At 75.6% G+C, this 15,689-nt stretch carries 12 protein-coding genes and 2 pseudogenes; 2 read left to right on the top strand and 12 right to left on the bottom strand.

The annotated features are described in order from the left end of the window. Positions 1-79: 79 nt before the first annotated feature. From H8R17_RS41635 to H8R17_RS41590, 10 genes and pseudogenes are all read right to left on the bottom strand, one after another. Complete coding sequence (locus H8R17_RS41635; protein WP_187828393.1) at positions 80-1,819, bottom strand: ATP-binding cassette domain-containing protein; 1,740 nt, start codon at positions 1,817-1,819, stop codon at positions 80-82. Further along, positions 1,816-3,096, bottom strand: a complete 1,281-nt coding sequence (locus H8R17_RS48120) for a SagB/ThcOx family dehydrogenase (protein ID WP_316959699.1) — start codon at positions 3,094-3,096, stop codon at positions 1,816-1,818. The genes H8R17_RS41635 and H8R17_RS48120 overlap by 4 nt, the downstream gene beginning before the upstream one ends. Before the next feature lie 12 nt (positions 3,097-3,108). Beyond that, on the bottom strand, positions 3,109-4,488 hold the full coding sequence (locus H8R17_RS41620; RefSeq protein ID WP_187828392.1) for a YcaO-like family protein: 1,380 nt from the start codon (positions 4,486-4,488) through the stop codon (positions 3,109-3,111). Beyond that, positions 4,485-5,966, bottom strand: a complete 1,482-nt coding sequence (locus tag H8R17_RS41615) for a CocE/NonD family hydrolase (RefSeq protein WP_187828391.1) — start codon at positions 5,964-5,966, stop codon at positions 4,485-4,487. The genes H8R17_RS41620 and H8R17_RS41615 overlap by 4 nt, the downstream gene beginning before the upstream one ends. After that, on the bottom strand, positions 5,963-6,787 hold the full coding sequence (locus tag H8R17_RS41610; RefSeq protein ID WP_187828390.1) for a hypothetical protein: 825 nt from the start codon (positions 6,785-6,787) through the stop codon (positions 5,963-5,965). Before H8R17_RS41610 ends, H8R17_RS41615 begins: the two co-directional genes overlap by 4 nt. Before the next feature lie 97 nt (positions 6,788-6,884). After that, positions 6,885-6,998, bottom strand: a complete 114-nt coding sequence (gene amiA, locus H8R17_RS48115; RefSeq protein ID WP_240661371.1) for a streptamidine family RiPP — start codon at positions 6,996-6,998, stop codon at positions 6,885-6,887. 57 nt (positions 6,999-7,055) lie between these two features. Then, on the bottom strand, positions 7,056-7,877 hold the full coding sequence (locus tag H8R17_RS41605; protein WP_187828389.1) for an ABC transporter ATP-binding protein: 822 nt from the start codon (positions 7,875-7,877) through the stop codon (positions 7,056-7,058). Positions 7,878-7,896: 19 nt separating this feature from the next. Next, positions 7,897-8,829: a FecCD family ABC transporter permease gene (locus tag H8R17_RS41600; RefSeq protein ID WP_399477994.1), complete on the bottom strand. Its 933-nt coding sequence runs from the start codon at positions 8,827-8,829 to the stop codon at positions 7,897-7,899. Positions 8,830-9,218: 389 nt separating this feature from the next. Continuing rightward, positions 9,219-10,187, bottom strand: a pseudogene (locus tag H8R17_RS41595) (FecCD family ABC transporter permease); the annotation flags it as partial. Positions 10,188-10,282: 95 nt separating this feature from the next. Further along, positions 10,283-11,257 carry an ABC transporter substrate-binding protein gene (locus H8R17_RS41590; protein ID WP_187828387.1) on the bottom strand — a complete coding sequence of 325 codons (975 nt, stop codon included), beginning with the start codon at positions 11,255-11,257 and terminating at the stop codon, positions 10,283-10,285. 116 nt (positions 11,258-11,373) lie between these two features. On the opposite strand from H8R17_RS41590, the gene H8R17_RS41585 reads away from it, so the two are divergent. Continuing rightward, on the top strand, positions 11,374-12,570 hold the full coding sequence (locus H8R17_RS41585) for a hypothetical protein (protein ID WP_187828386.1): 1,197 nt from the start codon (positions 11,374-11,376) through the stop codon (positions 12,568-12,570). Positions 12,571-12,701: 131 nt separating this feature from the next. Here the strand turns inward: H8R17_RS41585 and H8R17_RS41580 are convergent, their stop codons facing one another. Together H8R17_RS41580 and H8R17_RS48110 are read right to left on the bottom strand one after the other, a co-directional pair. Further along, positions 12,702-13,079: a hypothetical protein gene (locus H8R17_RS41580; protein ID WP_187828385.1), complete on the bottom strand. Its 378-nt coding sequence runs from the start codon at positions 13,077-13,079 to the stop codon at positions 12,702-12,704. A gap of 205 nt (positions 13,080-13,284) precedes the next feature. Further along, positions 13,285-13,761, bottom strand: a pseudogene (locus H8R17_RS48110) (hypothetical protein); the annotation flags it as partial. A 98-nt stretch (positions 13,762-13,859) separates the two neighbouring features. Between H8R17_RS48110 and H8R17_RS41575 the strand changes: the two are divergent. Next, entirely contained in the window at positions 13,860-15,650 is a 1,791-nt protein-coding gene (locus H8R17_RS41575) for a LuxR family transcriptional regulator (protein ID WP_187828384.1), read from the top strand. Positions 15,651-15,689 lie beyond the last annotated feature (39 nt).

Below are 15,689 nucleotides of genomic sequence, written 5' to 3'. Positions count from 1 at the left end.
CCGCCATCCACCAGGCCAACAGCAAGATCAACGCGCCCGCCGACACGCCCCAGGCGGCATAGAGGTTGACTCAGGAAACTCATGCGGCGAGCTCTCCTTCGTGGGCGTGGCCCGCCTTCACGAGCCGCGCGTACAGGCCGCCGTCGGCGACCAGGTCGGCGTGGCTGCCGACGGCGTCCACGCGGCCGCCGTCCAGCACCACGATGCGGTCGGCGTGCCGGGCGGCGGCGAGCCGGTGGGCGACCACCAGGACCGTCCGGCCACCGGCCGCGCCCAGCAGCTCGCGGACGATGTCCGCCTCCCGGCGCTCGTCGACCGCGCTGGTCGCCTCGTCGAGGACCAGCACCGGCGCGTCGGCCAGCAGGGCGCGCGCGAGGGCGAGCCGCTGCCGCTGACCACCGGACAGCGTGGCGCCCCGCTCGCCGAGCACCGTGCCGTAGCCGTCGGGCAGGGCGGCGATCTCGTCGTGCACGCCGGCGGCCCGGGCCGCGCGGACCAGCTCGTCGTCCGGGGCGTCCGGCCGGGCCAGGCGCAGGTTGTCGGCGATGGAGGCGTGGAACAGGTACGTGTCCTGGGAGACGACGGCGATGCCCTGCCGCAGCGAGGCGAGCGTGTACGCGGCCACGTCACGGCCGCCGGCGGCGATCCGGCCGCGCTGCGGGTCGCGGTGGCGCAGCAGCAGGGCGAGCAGCGTGGACTTGCCGGCGCCCGACGGGCCGACGAGGGCGGTGGTGCGGCCCGCCTCGGCGGTGAAGGTGACACCGTGCAGCGCGGGCGCCTCGGCGCCGTCGTAGGTGAACTCCACGCCTTCGAAGCGCAGTTGGGGCGGTCCCGGCCACTGCGCCTGCTCTGTTCCGGTGTCGGGGACCGAGGGCCGGGCGATGCGCAGCGTCGCCAGCCCGTCCGCGGCCGAGACGCCCAGATACCCGGCGTGCCACTCGCGGGACAGGTCACGGACCGGCCGGAAACACTCCGAGGCCAGCAGGAGCACCAGGTAGGTGCCGGTCGCCGCGGTGGAGCCGGTGACGGCCGACCAGCAGGCCAGCAGCGCGGCGGCCGCGGTGCCGCCCTGGATGGCCAGGTCGGTGAGCCCGGTGTCGACCAGCGACGCCCGCAGCTTGGCCACGGTCGCCCGGTGCAGTGCCGCCGACCGCTCCTGAAGCCGCTCCCGGGTACGCCCGACGGCACCCGCGGCCCGCAGCGCCGGCATCCCCTGCAGCGCCTCCAGATAGTCGGCGCCCAGACCCTCGTACGTGTCCCAGTGCTCCTTGCCACGCCGGGCCAGCAGCCGGTCCCAGGCGCGCGGCCCGAACAGGGCGAGCAGCAGGGCCGGTACGAGACCGAGGAGCGCCCGCGGCTCCACCACGGCCAGGGCGGCGAGCAGCAGCGGCGGCACGGTGAGGGTGATGAGGAGCTGCGGCAGATAGCGGGTGACGTAGGCGTCGACGCCCTCGACACCGTCGACGAGCGTGGTGCGTACGGCGCCGGCGCGTGCGGAGGTCAGGTGGGCTGGACCCAACTGCCCGAGGTGCGCGAGGAGTTCGTCCCGCAGTCGGACCCTGACGCGGGCCCCGGCGCGGGTGGCGGTGTGCCGCTGCCAGGTGCCGAGCCCGGCGCGCGCGGCCACGATGCCGAGCACCGCTCCGAGCAGCGGCGGGAGCCGGCCGGTGTCGCCCCGGGCAACGTCGGCGAGGGCGACGGCCAGCAGGACGGCCTGCGCGAGATGGGTGACGGCGACGGCGCCCTGGAGCAGGGTGGCTGCGAGCAGGGCGCGCCGCGCGTGCCGTGCGGCGCGGCGCAGCTCGGGGTGGACGATCACGAGGTCCCCTCCTCGTCGCGGTGGGTGGTACCGAGGGCCAGGGCGTGCACGATCCAGTCCTTTCCGGGTGCGGAACCGAGCGCGGCGCCCAGATCCGCCTGCTGCCAGGAGCCGAGGGGGCGGGCGGCCAGCCCGTGCCGTACGGCGGCCACCTGGGCGAGCTGCACGGCGAAACCGGCGCGCAGGTGGGCCCGCCGGATCTGCGGGGCGCCGGCATCGGCCGGGCAGCCGTACCCGAGCAGGACGGCACCCGCCTCGGCGACCCACCCCTGTCCCGCCGCCCACGCCGCGAGCGTCGGCCGCGCCTCGCCCGCCGCGAGCCGGCGCAGCGCGCCGTCGGACGCCGCCTCGACGAGCTCGGGCTCCGGTTCGCCGACGGCCACGCACCAGGACAGCCCCCCGGCACCCGCCTCGACGGCGGTGGCGAGCACGGCCCGCACGAGGTCCCGGGGCGGGGTGCCGCGCAGGGGCGGCGTGGAACTGCGGCGGACCGGCAGCTCCCCGGGCACGAGCGGTTCCGACCGGGGCGCCCAGCCGTCCGCCGTGCTCCGGGACGCCCAGCCGTCCGCTGAACTGCGGGATGCCTGGCCTTGCCCCGCGTGCCGGGACGTCCGGCCGTCTCCCTGGCGCGAGGACCCCCGGCCTTCGACCTCGCGCTGGGACGCCGGGCCGGTAGGGGCCGCCGAGGACCGTCGGCCCGCCTCTTCATCCCGGGCTCCCCCGTCCGCCCCCTGCGGCGGCGCGAAATGCACTACGGCCAGCGGTTCTTCGGCCACCCCGGCCACCCGCAGTACGGGCTCGGCGATCCCCAGCGCCCCGGCGGCCAGCCACAAAGCCCCCACCGCATGCCCCGCGTCCAGCAGGATCAACGGCCAGGCGCGATGGCCGTAGTGGGCGACGGTGCGCTGCGGTGTCACGGAGAGCTCCACTCTCACCCCGGGCAGCGTGCCGTTGCCTTCCGGGCCGAGGCGGTGCACGCGGTGGCGCAGCGGGTCGTAGCCGTAGCGGCCGGCCGGCAGCGGGCAGCCGGTGCCGACGACCAGCTGGGCGTCCACCGGGTGCAGCGCTCCCGCGGACGCGGCGGGCCGCAGCCGTCCGGAACGGTCCGAGGCCGCCAGGGACAGGCGGAGCAGCGCACGCAGGTCCAGCTCACCGCGGCCGGCCTCCGGCAGCGGGCGCGGCGGGCCGGGCCAGGCGCGGACGGCGGGACCGGCGGGCGTGTCCGGGCCGGGCTGCTCGGCGGAGCGGGCGCGGGCGAGGGCGGCGACGAGATCCACGGGACGGGCCCTTCACATGTGGGGCGGGGGAGCCAGCGTGAAGTCCGCCGGTCCGCTCGGCGCGGTCGTACGCCACCCCCGGGTGACGGCGGCCTCGGCGAGGCGCGGGCATCCGAAGTACCCGAAGGCGGCGGGCGAGTTGGGGATCAGCCCGGACACGAGCACCCGGGCGACCCGCAGCGCCGTCTCGGCCACGTCCTCGGTGGTGACGTCGAACGTCATGATCCGGTGGCCGCCGTCGTGCAGCGCGCCCTCCAGCCGCTCCCGGCTGCCGGGCTCGACCTCCTCGACGGACACGGTCCCGTGCGCGGGCTTCGTGAACCGCCGGGCCTCGGACGCCATCCGCTCGTCCAGCCACACCTGCACGTGCGCGCCCAGGTCCCGTACCTGCTCGAACTGCTCGCCGCACACGTCGAGATAGCGGCCGTCGGCGCGGTGGTCCAGATACAGCCCACGGGCGAGCAGCCCGGCCTCGACGGCCTGGAACACCCAGCCGTCCGGGTCGGTGAGGCCCTGGGTGAACACCCACGTGTGGACGGCCTCCAGGACCGCCTTGCGGGCGGCCTCGGCCGGGTCGTACTTGCAGGCGAACCCGGCGGCGAACAGGCGCAGCCGCGGATCGTGGACGAGCGCGGCCATGCAGGGCGCGAACTCCGACGGCATCTCGGTCAGCCACACGTCGAGCCCGCAGCCGGCGAGGTCGTCGCCGAGGCCGGGCACGGAGGCCGGGTCGATACCGCGGGCCGGGCCGTCCAGGTGCCACCACAGTTCGAGCGCGTCCCGCTCGACGACCTCCAGCATGCCGCGCTCGACCGCGTCGTCGAAGCCCTGCCCGGTGGCGATCCCCGCGTAGTTGAGGTGATGGGTGCGCGGCAGCGAACGCAGCTCGCCCTGCCGCCAGTTGAGGTGGGTGAGCGCGACGGGCGCCCAGACCTCGGCCCGCTCCCCGCCCGGGAGCCGTTCCTCGCCGCGCGTCCACAGGGCGGGCGTGCCGGGTCTGAGGGGTCGGTAGGGGAACTTCTCGCGGGCATACTGCCAGTCGGCGTACGCGGGCAGCTCGCCCGGCCCGTACAGGCGCAGCCCCTGCGCGGCCAGCTCGGTGGCGCCGGCGCGCAACGGGGCGTCCCGGTGGCCGGGCGGCGGGACGCGGTTGCCGCAGTACCGCTCGATGCCCTCCGCGATCGCGGCGATGCGGGCGCCCTCCGGGTCGCCGAACGTGGTGCCGAGCGACACCCGGTCGGCGGGCCACAGGCCCAGCTTGCGGGCGTCGGATATCTCGGCGGTCAGGGCGGTGTAGCGGGGCGGTGCGCCCGCGGGGTGCTCGACGAGCTTGATCTTGCGGACGATGCCGCAGACGGGGTCGACCAGGGCTTCCAGCGGCAGCGCCGTCATCGCAGGACCTCCTGTACGGGATCGGTGGGGGCAGGACGGGAGCGGAGCACGGGCAGCCGGAGCGCCACGCCCGCGGGATCGACCTCGCGCCGGGAGGCGACCAGCCGGGTGGCGGTGACCGGGTCGTCGCCGGTGTGCGGGTTGCGGGCGTGGGCCGGGAAGTGGTGCCCGGCCAGCTCCAGACGGAGCCGGGTGCCCGCGGCCAGCCGCCGCGCGAGCCGGCCCAGCGGTACGGCGAACTCGGCGGGCCGCCCGACGGGATCCGCCCGCCGGACGATCCCGACGGCCAGCCGCTCGGCGGCCCCTTCGGGGCTCACGGCGACGAGCCGGGCCGCCCAGTCGGCGGACGGAGTCTCGGCGGTGGCCCGCAGCCGCACCTCCGCGTCACCGACGATATCCAGCGGTCGCGGCAGGGGAGGGGTGAGGAACAGGCATCGGTCGGGCGTGCCGTCGGTGGGGACAGTCAACTCGTCTGAGCGCACGGGCCGTTGAGGATCGGCCGAGAAGGAGATGCCGTGCATCGGCCGCAGCACCGGCGCGTACGGCGCACCCTCCAGGCCGGCGCCCACCCACAGGCGGCTGCCACCCAGCCCGACCGCGCCGCGCCGCCCGCGCGCGAGGTCCCCGGCGAGGGCGCGGCGCGCCCAGCGGGCGTAGAGGTCGCCGAGGCTCACCCGGTGTCCGGGCTCGGCGTCGGGCCCGGGTCCGGCGACGAGCCCGTGTCCCCACGGTCCCGTGAGCAGGCGCGCCGACGGGCCGCCCCAGCGGCGCCACAGCGCGACGGTGTCCTCGGTGAAGTGGTCGTGGTGGCCGCCCACCGCGAGCAGCGGCATCCCCGCCTCCTGCGCCCGCGCGACGAGCCGCCCGCGCTCGCGCTGCCGCCACAGTCCGGGCCAGGAGGGCAGGTCCCGGCCCAGCCGCCCCGGAAGACCATCGACCGGCAGGTGGGTGAGCAGTCCGGGATCCCGGGCGAGGGCCTTGGCCAGGGCCTCCTCGTCGGAGTCCGGCCGGTCGCCGTGGGCCGCCCACCAGCCGGCGCGGGACGCCAGCCGCTCCACCCCCGAGGACTCGCGGGCCGTCTCGGCGCTGCCCAGCGCCGGTACGGCGGCGATGACGGCGTCCGGGCGCGCGCCCTCGGGCGCGTCCAGCGCGAGGACGAGGGCGCAGTGGGCCGCGTAGGAGCCGCCCGATGCCACCAACACCCCGTCGCTCCACGGCTGTTGACGAATCCAGTGCGCGGTCGCCGCACCGTCGGCGGCCTCGTTCTCGTACGGCCGCCAGTCACCCGGCGAGCCGTGCCGGCCGCGCACGTCCTGGGCCACGGCGGCGAACCCGCGCCGCGCCCAGCCGCGCAGTTCGGCGCGGTGCCGCTGCCGGTCGTAGGGCGTACGGACGAGCACGGCCGGGAACGGCCCGTCGCCGTCCGGGAGTTGTACGTCGGTGGCGAGACCGTCGACGGCCGCGGTGAACGGCGTCATCCGGCCTGCTTCGGCATCGGGGCGGCGTCCGGGACGGGCAGCACGGGGTGCTCGGTAATGGTCAGCGTGCGCAGGTCGATACGGCGCAGGCGGCGCCGGGCGGGCAGTGTGCCGGTGTCGGGGGCCCCGGTGGCCCACCGGGTGAGGTCGTCGGCCAGCAGGGCGGCGAGCAGACCGGCCGTGTGAGCGGCAAGTCGGACGGGGGCGCCGGTGGCGCGGGGGCCGCTCCAGTAGGCGCCGAGTTCGCGGTGCGCGGGCGTGGCGGCGAGCCGGCGGGCGCGGACGTGGGCCGAGGTGACGTCCCCCGGGGTGGCGGCGAGGGGCTCGACGTAGGCGTGCCAGCCCTCGCGGTGGCAGCGCAGCCAGGCGATGCCCCGCTCCGGCAGTCGGTCGGCGGCGTCCCACAGCCCCTCGGTCACGGGACCGTCGAGACACCACACGACAGCGGCGGGCCGCCCCTCGGCCAGGTCGTCGCCGGGCGCCGCCCCCCGCGGTTCGGCGCCCGCCGCCTTCAGGTACATGGCCAGCGGCCCGGTCAGCGCGGGATCGCCCAGCAGCCGGACGTCCCGGCGCCCGGCCGGCCACTCGGCCTGCCCGGACTCCTCCGCCAGGTATCCGGCGTCCTCGAAGGCCCGGGTGAGCCGGTCCAGTTCGGCGTCCGCCGCACCGGCCGCCGAACCGGAGAGCCGGGCGAGCAGCGCGCCCCCGTCCGCGTCACCGGTGCGGACACTGAGGAACTCCCCGTCGGCCGTGCGGACTGCCAGACCCCGCCCAGGAACCGCGACGACCTCGACACCGGGGGCGAGCTGACTGCGGGACACGTCGGTCCTCCTGTGGGAAGCGGCTGGTCATCGGCGTGGGCCCGCCCAGTGAGGCGACGGGCGGGCGGGCCCACGATCGAGGAGGTTTACGCCTCGCTCACTCCTCGGTGTCGTCGAAGGGGTTCTCGACGAGCGCGTTGGAGTGGGAGGCCGAGTCGTGGGCCAGCTGACCCGGGTCGGCGATGGGCGCGAAGACCTGCTCGTTGTCCATGAACTCTCCTTATCCATAAGGGAGGTACGGCGTTCTGGTGAGCGCCGCACAGCGACCTTAATGAATATGATTTTCATATGCCATACCTGGGAGAGGGTGATCTGGGTAACACACCGGCCAGCCGCCCTCGGGATCCTGGCCGACCCGGCCCGCCACCCCCAGGACATCCGCGAGCAGCGCGGGCGTGACGACCTCCTTCGGTGTCCCGTCGGCCGCCACGCAGCCGTCCCGCAGCGCGACGATCCGCTCGGCGAACCGGGCGGCGTGCGCGAGGTCGTGCAGCACCATCACCACGGTCAGGCCGCGCTCCTCGCGCAGCCGCACCGCGGTCTGCAGCACGTCGAGCTGGTGGTGCAGGTCGAGATAGGTGGTCGGCTCGTCCAGCAGCAGCACGCGCGTGTCCTGGGCGAGCGCCATCGCGAGCCGCACCCGCTGCCGCTCACCGCCGGACAGCGCGTCGACGGGACGGTCGGCCCACTGCTCCACACCGACATCGCGCAGCGCCCGCCGTACGACCGGATCGTCGCCCTCGCGCAGCATGCCGAGCGGGCCACGGGCCGCGTACCGCCCCTGCCGCACGAGCTGCCGCACCGTCATGCCCGGGACCGCCGGGGCCGCCTGGTGCAGCAGGGCGACCCGGCGGGCGGTGGCGCGCCGGGAGAGCCGGTCGAGGTCGTCCCCGCCGAGCAGTACGCGGCCCTCCGCCGGCCGCAGCAGTCCGGCGGCCAGCCGCAACAGGGTCGACTTGCCACAGCCGTTGAGGCCGATGAGCGCGGTCAGCTCGCCCGGCTCGACGGTCATGTCGACGCCGCGCAGCACGGGGCGGCCGGGGTAGCCGAAATGGACCCCCTCGACGCGGATCCCCACGGATTCGGTCATGTTCTGTCCTTCGTCGACATCAGAACGTACGGCTCGGCGCGCGGCGCACGACGACCAGCAGCAGGGCGGCCCCGACGCACGTGGTGAGCGCCCCGACCGGCAGCGTGAGCCGGTCGCTGTCGAGGGCGAACGCCAGGGCCTGCGAGGCAAGTTGGGCTCCGGCATCGGCCCCGCCCACCACGGCCGCGCCCACCAGCGCGGCGCCGGGCAGCGCCGTCCGCAGGTCCGCGCCGAACACGGCGACCGCCACATGCGGCACGAGCAGCCCGACGAAGCCGAGCGCTCCCACGGCGGCCACCGCACCCGCCGTCAGCGCCACGGCGCACAGCAGGGCGAGGGTGCGGGCCCGCGCGGTGGCCAGGCCCGCGGCGGCGGCCAGCTCGTCCCCGCAGCGCAACAGCGTCAGCGGCCCGGTCAGCAGCCAGGCCGCGACGCCCCAGGCCAGCGCCCACGGCCACAGCAGATGCCAGTGCTCCCACACCCGGCCCTCCGTCGTCCCGACGAGCCATTGCACGACACTGCCGAGCTCACCCGGCGCGACGAGCAGCACCATCGCGGTGAGCCCGCCGAGCACCGCCGACACGAGCACCCCGTGCACGGCGATCTGCGCCGGGTCGCCCCGGCCGCGCCCGGCGAGCAGCCACAGCAGCGCGGCCCCGGTACAGCCGCCCACACACGCGGCGACCACCACGGCCAGCGGCGACTGCCACCCGGCGAGCCCGAGCCCGGTCGCGGTGACGGCCCCGAGCACCGCACCCGGCGTCACCCCCGTGACCTCGGGACCGGCGAGCGGATTGCGCAGCGCCGACTGCAGCACCAGACCCGCCACACCCAGGCACGCGCCCGCACCCAGGGCCACCAGCAGCCGGGGCAGTCGCAGTTGGAACAGGATGTGCCGTTCCGTCGCGTCGCCGCCTCCGCCGAGCACGTCCCAGGCCACGGCGGGGGACATGCCGCGTCCGGCGATCAGCTCGGCGCCGGCACAGACGGCGACGAGCGCGACGAGCACGCCCAGGCGTCGGATCACGGGGCGTCTCCTGTTCGGGCCGCCGCATCGGAGGCGGGGGCGGCGTGGGGTGGGCCGGCGTTCTCGGGTGCTGGGGCCGCCTCACCGGAGGCGGGGGCGGCGTGGTGCGGGCGGTCGTGCTCGGGCGCGTCGGAGGTGGGTGGCGGGTGGTCGCCCTCGGGGGTTCCGGTCGTCTCGCCCGAGGTGGGGGCGGCTTGAGGTGGGCGGTCGTGCTCGGGCTCAGCGGAGGTGGGTACGGCGTGTGGTGAGCGCTCGCGCTCGGGCTCACCGGGGGTGCGTACGGCGTGCGGTGGGCCGCCGTCCTCGGCCGGTTTCGATCGCCCGCCCTCAGAAGCCGCCGCCCGTCTCCGCTTCCCCGTCCGCAGCAGCGCCACCCCGGCAGGCACGCCGAGGAGGGCCGTCCACGCGCCGGCCGGCGTCTCCGCGGGCGCGAGCGCGAGCCGGGCCGGGAGGTCGGCGAGGGCCACCACGACCGCGCCCCACGCCGCCGACCACGGCAGCCAACGCACCGCGTCCGCAGCCGGGTTGAGCCGCCGTGCCAGGTGTGGAGCGAGGAACCCGACCCACGCCACAGGGCCGCACACGGCCGTCACCGGCGCGATCAGCACCACGGCGATGGCCAGCGCGGCGAACCGGGCCCGCTGCGCGCGCACGCCCAGCGCCTCGGCGTCCTCGTCCCCGAGCCGCAGCACCGACAGCACCGGCGCGCACAGCACGAGCGCGGGCAGCGCGACGAACAGCCAGGGCCACAGGCCCGTCACGTCCTCCCAGGTGCGGGCGGACAGCGAGCCGAGCAGATAGCGGTAGATCAGCTGGAGGTCGAGCTGGTCGGCCATCACCATGAGCACGAGCAGCGCGGCCTGCAACGCGGCGGCGACCGCGGCCCCGGTCAGCAGCACGGCGGACGGGCTGCGCCCCAGCCCGGCGGCGAGCAGCGTGAGCGCGCCGCCGAGCGCGGCCCCGCCGATGGCCAGCAGCGGCTGGACGGCGGCGGGAAGGGACACCGACAGCACCAGCGGCGCGGCGACCCCGAGCGCGGCCCCGGACGAGATGCCCAGCATCTCCGGGACGGCCAGCGGGTTGCGCAGCGACTCCTGCAACACCAGCCCCGCGGCGCCCAGACAGGCCCCGGCGATCAGCGCCAACGTCAGCCGGGGCAGCCGCAGTTCGGTGACGACAACTCCCGCGAGGCTGCTCTCCCCGTCCAGCAGGGCACCCGGCAGCCGGTGCAGCGGGACGTACGGCGTGCCCAGGGTCAGCGCACAGCCGGACGCCACCGCCAACAGCACCACCAGCACGGTCAGTTGCCACCGCGGCCGGGAGCTTCGAGCCCCCGGCACAGCCGCTGCCGCTTCTGTCGTGGCCGCAGCGGGCGCGGTCACCGCAGCGCGGCCGTGGCCTCGTCGAGGATGATGCCCAGCGAGCGGGTGCCGCGCCCCTTGGCCCACACCTCGGAGTCGACCTCGTGGACGTCCCCGTTCCGCACCGCCGGGATCTTCCCCCACAGCGGGTTCCTGGCCAGCTTCTGCGACAGCTTGCCGTCCGGCTCCCCGAAGCTGATCGTCTCGACGAACAGCACGTCGACGCCCTGCGCGAGGATCTCTTCGATGCTGTAACTGCCCTCCACACCACGCGACTTCCACGGGTAGTTCGCCAGCTTCGGGAACAGGCTGGCGCCGACGTCCGTCTCCGGGGTCGCGACGCCGAAGTTCTCGTCGCTGCCGTAGATGACGAGCGCGGTCTTGTCGCTGCGGGACTGCTCGGCCTTGGCCAGCTTGGTGCGGAAGGTCTTCTCGGCCTTCTCGCCCTCGGCCGTACGACCGGTGAGCGCTGCGGTGTCGCGCAGATACCCCACGCTGTCCTGCCACGTCTCGGGCTGCATCGGCCAGAACGTGGTGGCGTGCTTCAGCGCCGGGGCGAGCTTGCCGTGCGTGTCCTCGAGGCCGATGACGAGATCGGGCTTGTGGGAGAGGATCGCCTCCACCTCCGGGGCGATGAAGCCGCCGGGTATGACGTCGACCTGCTTCGCCTTCTCCTTCCCCAGGAAGTCCGGGTGGGACAGGAGTGCGTTGTTCGTGGCCGTCGGGACGATGCCCAGCTCGGTCAGGATGTCGTCGCACAGCCCGAACAGGCAGACGATGCGCTGGGGTTCCTTCTTCAAGGAGACCGTGACGCCGTTCGCGTCCGTCACCTTCAGGCTCTTCTTGACGGGTTCGACGGTGACGTCGGTCTTCGGCCCGGCTGCGTTCTGCTCGCTCGCGGGTTCGGCCGGTGCACCGCATCCGACCAGCACGGAACCCACCAGTGCGGCGGTGATCCAGCTTCGGACGAATCTCGACGGTGAGCGCAGCATGGATGCCCTCGCTTCTTCTCAGGGTCCCGGAACGCACCGAAGATACATGATAATCGTTTTCAACCAACCCATCTTTTGGTCCGCGCTTGCGGATTCCTTTGCCGACGGAGGCCCAGATGACCGCCGACCCGCTGCTGCTCGTCTCCGACCATGTGGCGGGCTGCGTCCATGTGCTGACCGCACCGGACGGCACCGAGGCGGGCCGCCTCGCCGGCCGCCATCTCTCCGAGCACGCCGGGTTCCTGGCGCTGCCGGGCGGGCGGGTGGCCTGTGTCGACGAGCGCAGGGGTGAGCTGCTGGTACTCGACCCGTTCGGCAGCGACCTGGTCGAGGCCGCGATACCGGTCGCCCTACCCGCCGAACACCTCGCCTGCGACCCGTCCGGCCGGTGGCTGGTCCTGACCACGGGCCTCGGCAGGAACGGCACGCCGTGGTCGGACCTGCTCACCGTCGTCGACCTGGTCACGGGCGACGCGGCACGGGTGCGCACGCGCGCGGGGGAACCGGGGGTGACCGTCCTCGGCCACGACGACCCCCTCGTCGTCGTACGGCACCGGGAACCCGGCGCGCTGGCCGCGCACCGGTTCGCCGACCTGCTCGCCGCAGCGCCCGGCTGCCCGCCGGTCAGACCGCACGCGCAGCTCCCGCTCCCGGACGACGGGCACGGAGACGCCCACGACCCGCGCCACGACCGCGTGTTCGCGGCCACGGGCGAGGGCGTGCACCGGGCGCGCCGCGACGGCGACGCACTCACCCCGGAACCGGTGATCCCGTGGGGCTCGCCCGCCCGCGGCTGGTACCTGCGGCTCGACCCACGGCGGCGCACCCTGTGGTCGACCCTGCGGGGCGGCCCCGCGGACCCGATGCGCTGGCCGGAGTGGACCAACGAGGCCTGGTGCCACGACCTGGGCACCGACCGCACGACGCGCACCGACCTCGGTCCGGGACTGGTCTTCCGGCTGGCCCTCGCCCGTGACCACACCGCGTTCACCCGCATCCACCCGGACGGCGACGAACTGATCCTGCTGGACGCCGCCCGCACCGCCCGCCGCGTCCCCCTCCCCGCCATGGACGGCGCTCCGCGCCGCGGAGGCACCCCCTGGGAAGGCGTCCAGCGCCGCGCGGTGGCCGCTTCACCGGGCGCAGCCTGGGTCGCCGTCACCCGCGGCGGCCACGGCGAGGTGCACATAGTCGACGCTCGCACGGGCGACGAGGCGGCCCGGCTGAAGCTGGACACGCCCTTGAACCACGGCGGCCACGCGATGCTGCGCACCCGGACCGACGGCGCGGAAGGGGACCCGGTGGGCCGCTAGCCGAGCTACCGGTGGCGGTCGCTCAGAACCGGGCCCCGACGCCGCGCCCCGGAAGCGGCACGCCCCAGCCGGTGACGGCGCGTCAACGCCACCCGCGGCGGCTCAACCCGCACCACGAGCCGCGCGCCGGATCAGTCCGCCCAGTCCAGCTGATCCGCGGGCGTGCCCGCCGACCGCCCGTACGCGATCGCCGCCGCACGCCCCGCCGCGTCGCCGCGCCGGTAGCGGAAGACCTTCCCGGCGAAGACGACGACGCGTTCGTCACCGGCGACGAAGTCGGCGTACCAGCCGTTCTCCGGCTCCAGCGCCTCGGCGAGCGCGTCCGCCAGTGCGGCGACATCGTCGCTGTCGGTCTCCCACTCCACGAACGTCCAGGCCCCCGGCTGCCCGTCGGCCGTGGTCTCCGAGAGGTCGTACCGGCCGATCTTGCGCAGCCAGAGCCGCACCCCGCGCGGCGCGAACTCCGCGCCGGGCCGCAGGCTTTCCCCGATGACGTAACCGCTGATCACGTGCTGTCTCCCGGATGCCGACGATCCATGCCCGGCCGACCCTACGGCCTGCCACCGACATGGCGTGGCCGAGGAACGTCACCCTCCCCCGAAGGCGACGTTCCTCGGCCGTTCCCCCGGCGCCGGACAGTGGTCCTGGTGCCCGGGTCCGGGCGGCCTGTGCCGTTACCAGCACATGACCGCCGTCTCGCCCGACCCCCACGCACAGCATCCCGAGCGCGTGCCCGATCTCGTGCAGGGCCGTCGCACGCTCCCCGGGCGCGGTCAGGTCCCAGCCGAAGTTCATGGTGCGTTCGTTCAGACCGGCCTGGAGCGCGTCCCTGCCCACGGCGGACCAGGAGCCGTCACCGAGCTGGAACCCGATGCGCAGCTCGGCCTCCGAGCGGTCGTCGACCTCGGCGAAGTCGAGCCCGATACCGAGGCCCTGCCACTCCTGGAAGCATCCGCGCACCACTTCCCGCTGCCCGTCGCCCCCCGCCCACGACACCCGCCGCGTCTGCCCGGCCCCCGGTACCGCAATGACCGACGCGTCGCTGTCACCGTCGAAGAAGTAGTAGTGCAGAACCGTGCCGTTGACCCACATCCGCCGCCCCGCCACGAGCGCGCTGTGGCGCTCGGCGGCCAGCCCCGGCGGAAAAGCGGGGGCCGGCTGCTGCGGAAGGGAGCAGTAGCGGGCGGTCATGGGCCCCAGGTTGCCGCCGGACGCCATGGCGCGCCTGAGTCGGGGGCTACTCAAGTCCCCCTGTATCAGGAGTGAGTATCCGCGCTCTTGATGCCGTGATGACTTTCCAACGGGATACGAAGACGCTGGAGCTGCCCTGGCCGTTCACCGGGCGGGAGGACGAACTCGACCTGGTCCGCCGGTCCCTGGCCGCCGGACGCCACGGCATCGTCGTGACCGGTCCGGCGGGCTGCGGCAAGACCCGGCTCGTCACCGAGGCCGTACGCGGCACCGACTGCGCCCGCGCGGCCGGCACACCCGAGACCCGGCACCTGCCCTTCGCCGCGTTCGCGCACCTGCTGCCGGAGTCCGTCACCCTGCACCGCGCGGTCCACCTGCTGTCCGGCCTGCGGCTGCTGCTGGTCGACGACGCCCATCTGCTGGACGACGCCTCCGCCGCCCTGGTCCATCACCTCGCCGTGCACGCCCGCACCCGCCTGCTGGTCGGCGCCACCGACGGCGCCCCGGTGCCCGGTGCGATCTCCCGGCTGTGGACCGGCGAGCTGCTGCCGCGCCTCACCCTGGAGCCACTGTCCCGCGAGGAGACCGCACAGCTGCTCACGGCGGGCGTCGGCGTGCTGGAGCCCCTCACCGTCAACCGGCTGCACCACCTTTCCCGGGGCGACCTGCGGCTGCTGCGCGAACTGCTCGGCGCGGTGCGGGAGAAGCTCGCGCCCGTCCCGGACACCGACGAGCGGGCCTGGCGCGGCCCGGTGCCCCTGACCACGGCCGTCCGCGAACGCACCGGGCATGTCCTGGACCGCGCCTGCCCCGAGGAGCGCGAGACCCTCGGCGGCCTCGCCTTCGCCGAACCCCTGCCCGTGGACGTGGACGACCTCGACATCCGGCCCCTGGAAAGCCTGGAGGCCGACGGCCTGGTCCACGTCGACGACCACGGCGCCGTCCGCCTCGCCCACCCAATGCACGGGCCGGTGCTGCGCGCCGCGGCCGGCCGGCTGCGCGCCCGGCGGGTGGCCCGCACCCGCGAGGCGTACGATCCCGCCCTCGCCGCCGAAGCGGACGGGCTGACGCGCCGCATCGAGCGGGCCGACGTACGGCCGGTCCTGGCGCCGGTGGGGGAGTGGCTGGTGGCGGAGGGGACACCGGTGCCGGCCGGGTACGCGGCCGTACGGGCCCGGTTCGCGCGGCTCGGCGGACAACTGCGGGAGGCCGCGGCCTGGGCGCGGGAGGGTGGTGACGATCCGGACTGCCGGACCGAACTCACCCTCGCGACCGCCCAGCTGGGAGACGGCACGAGCGCGCACGAGATCCTCGTGGACCGCCCCTACGGGGGTGGGGCGGCCACGTGGTCGGCGGCGGCGCGCGGAGACGTCGACGAGGCGCTGAAGGCGGTGACGGACGAGCCGTACGACGCCGTCCGCCTCGGCGCCCCCGAGCCGCCCGCCGGCCGGCTGACCGGCGTCTTCGCCGCCCATGCCGACGCGCTCGCCCGCGCCGACGGCCCGGCCCTGGACCGGGCCGCGGCGGAGCTGGAGGGGCGCGGCTTCCTGCTGTTCGCGGCCGAGGCGCACGCGCAGGCCGTGGGCGCGCACCGCGACCCGCGCGCCGCCCGCACCTCCCGGACCCGCGCCGTCGCCCTGGCCCGGCGCTGCCAGGGCGCCCGCACCCCCGCGCTGTCCGGCCTGATCCTGGGCGAACTCACCGCCCGCCAGCGGCAGATCGTCCAGCTCGCCGCCGCGGGCCTGAGCAACCGGCAGATCGCGGAGCGCCTCACCCTGTCCGTCCGCACCGTCGGCAACCACCTGTACAGCGCCTACGCCCGCCTCGGCGCCGGCGACCGCGGATCCCTGCCGTGGCTGGTGGAGCTGCCGGACGCCCAGTCGGCCTGAGACTTCGGGGCGGCCTGACCCGCGCGGGGGGCGGGTCAG

Origin of the sequence: Streptomyces sp. TRM68367 (assembly GCF_014495685.1) — a bacterium.
Lineage (GTDB): Bacteria > Actinomycetota > Actinomycetes > Streptomycetales > Streptomycetaceae > Streptomyces.
The sequence above is the reverse complement of the archived record's forward strand: the minus strand, read 5'-3'. Positions and strand labels throughout refer to the sequence as shown.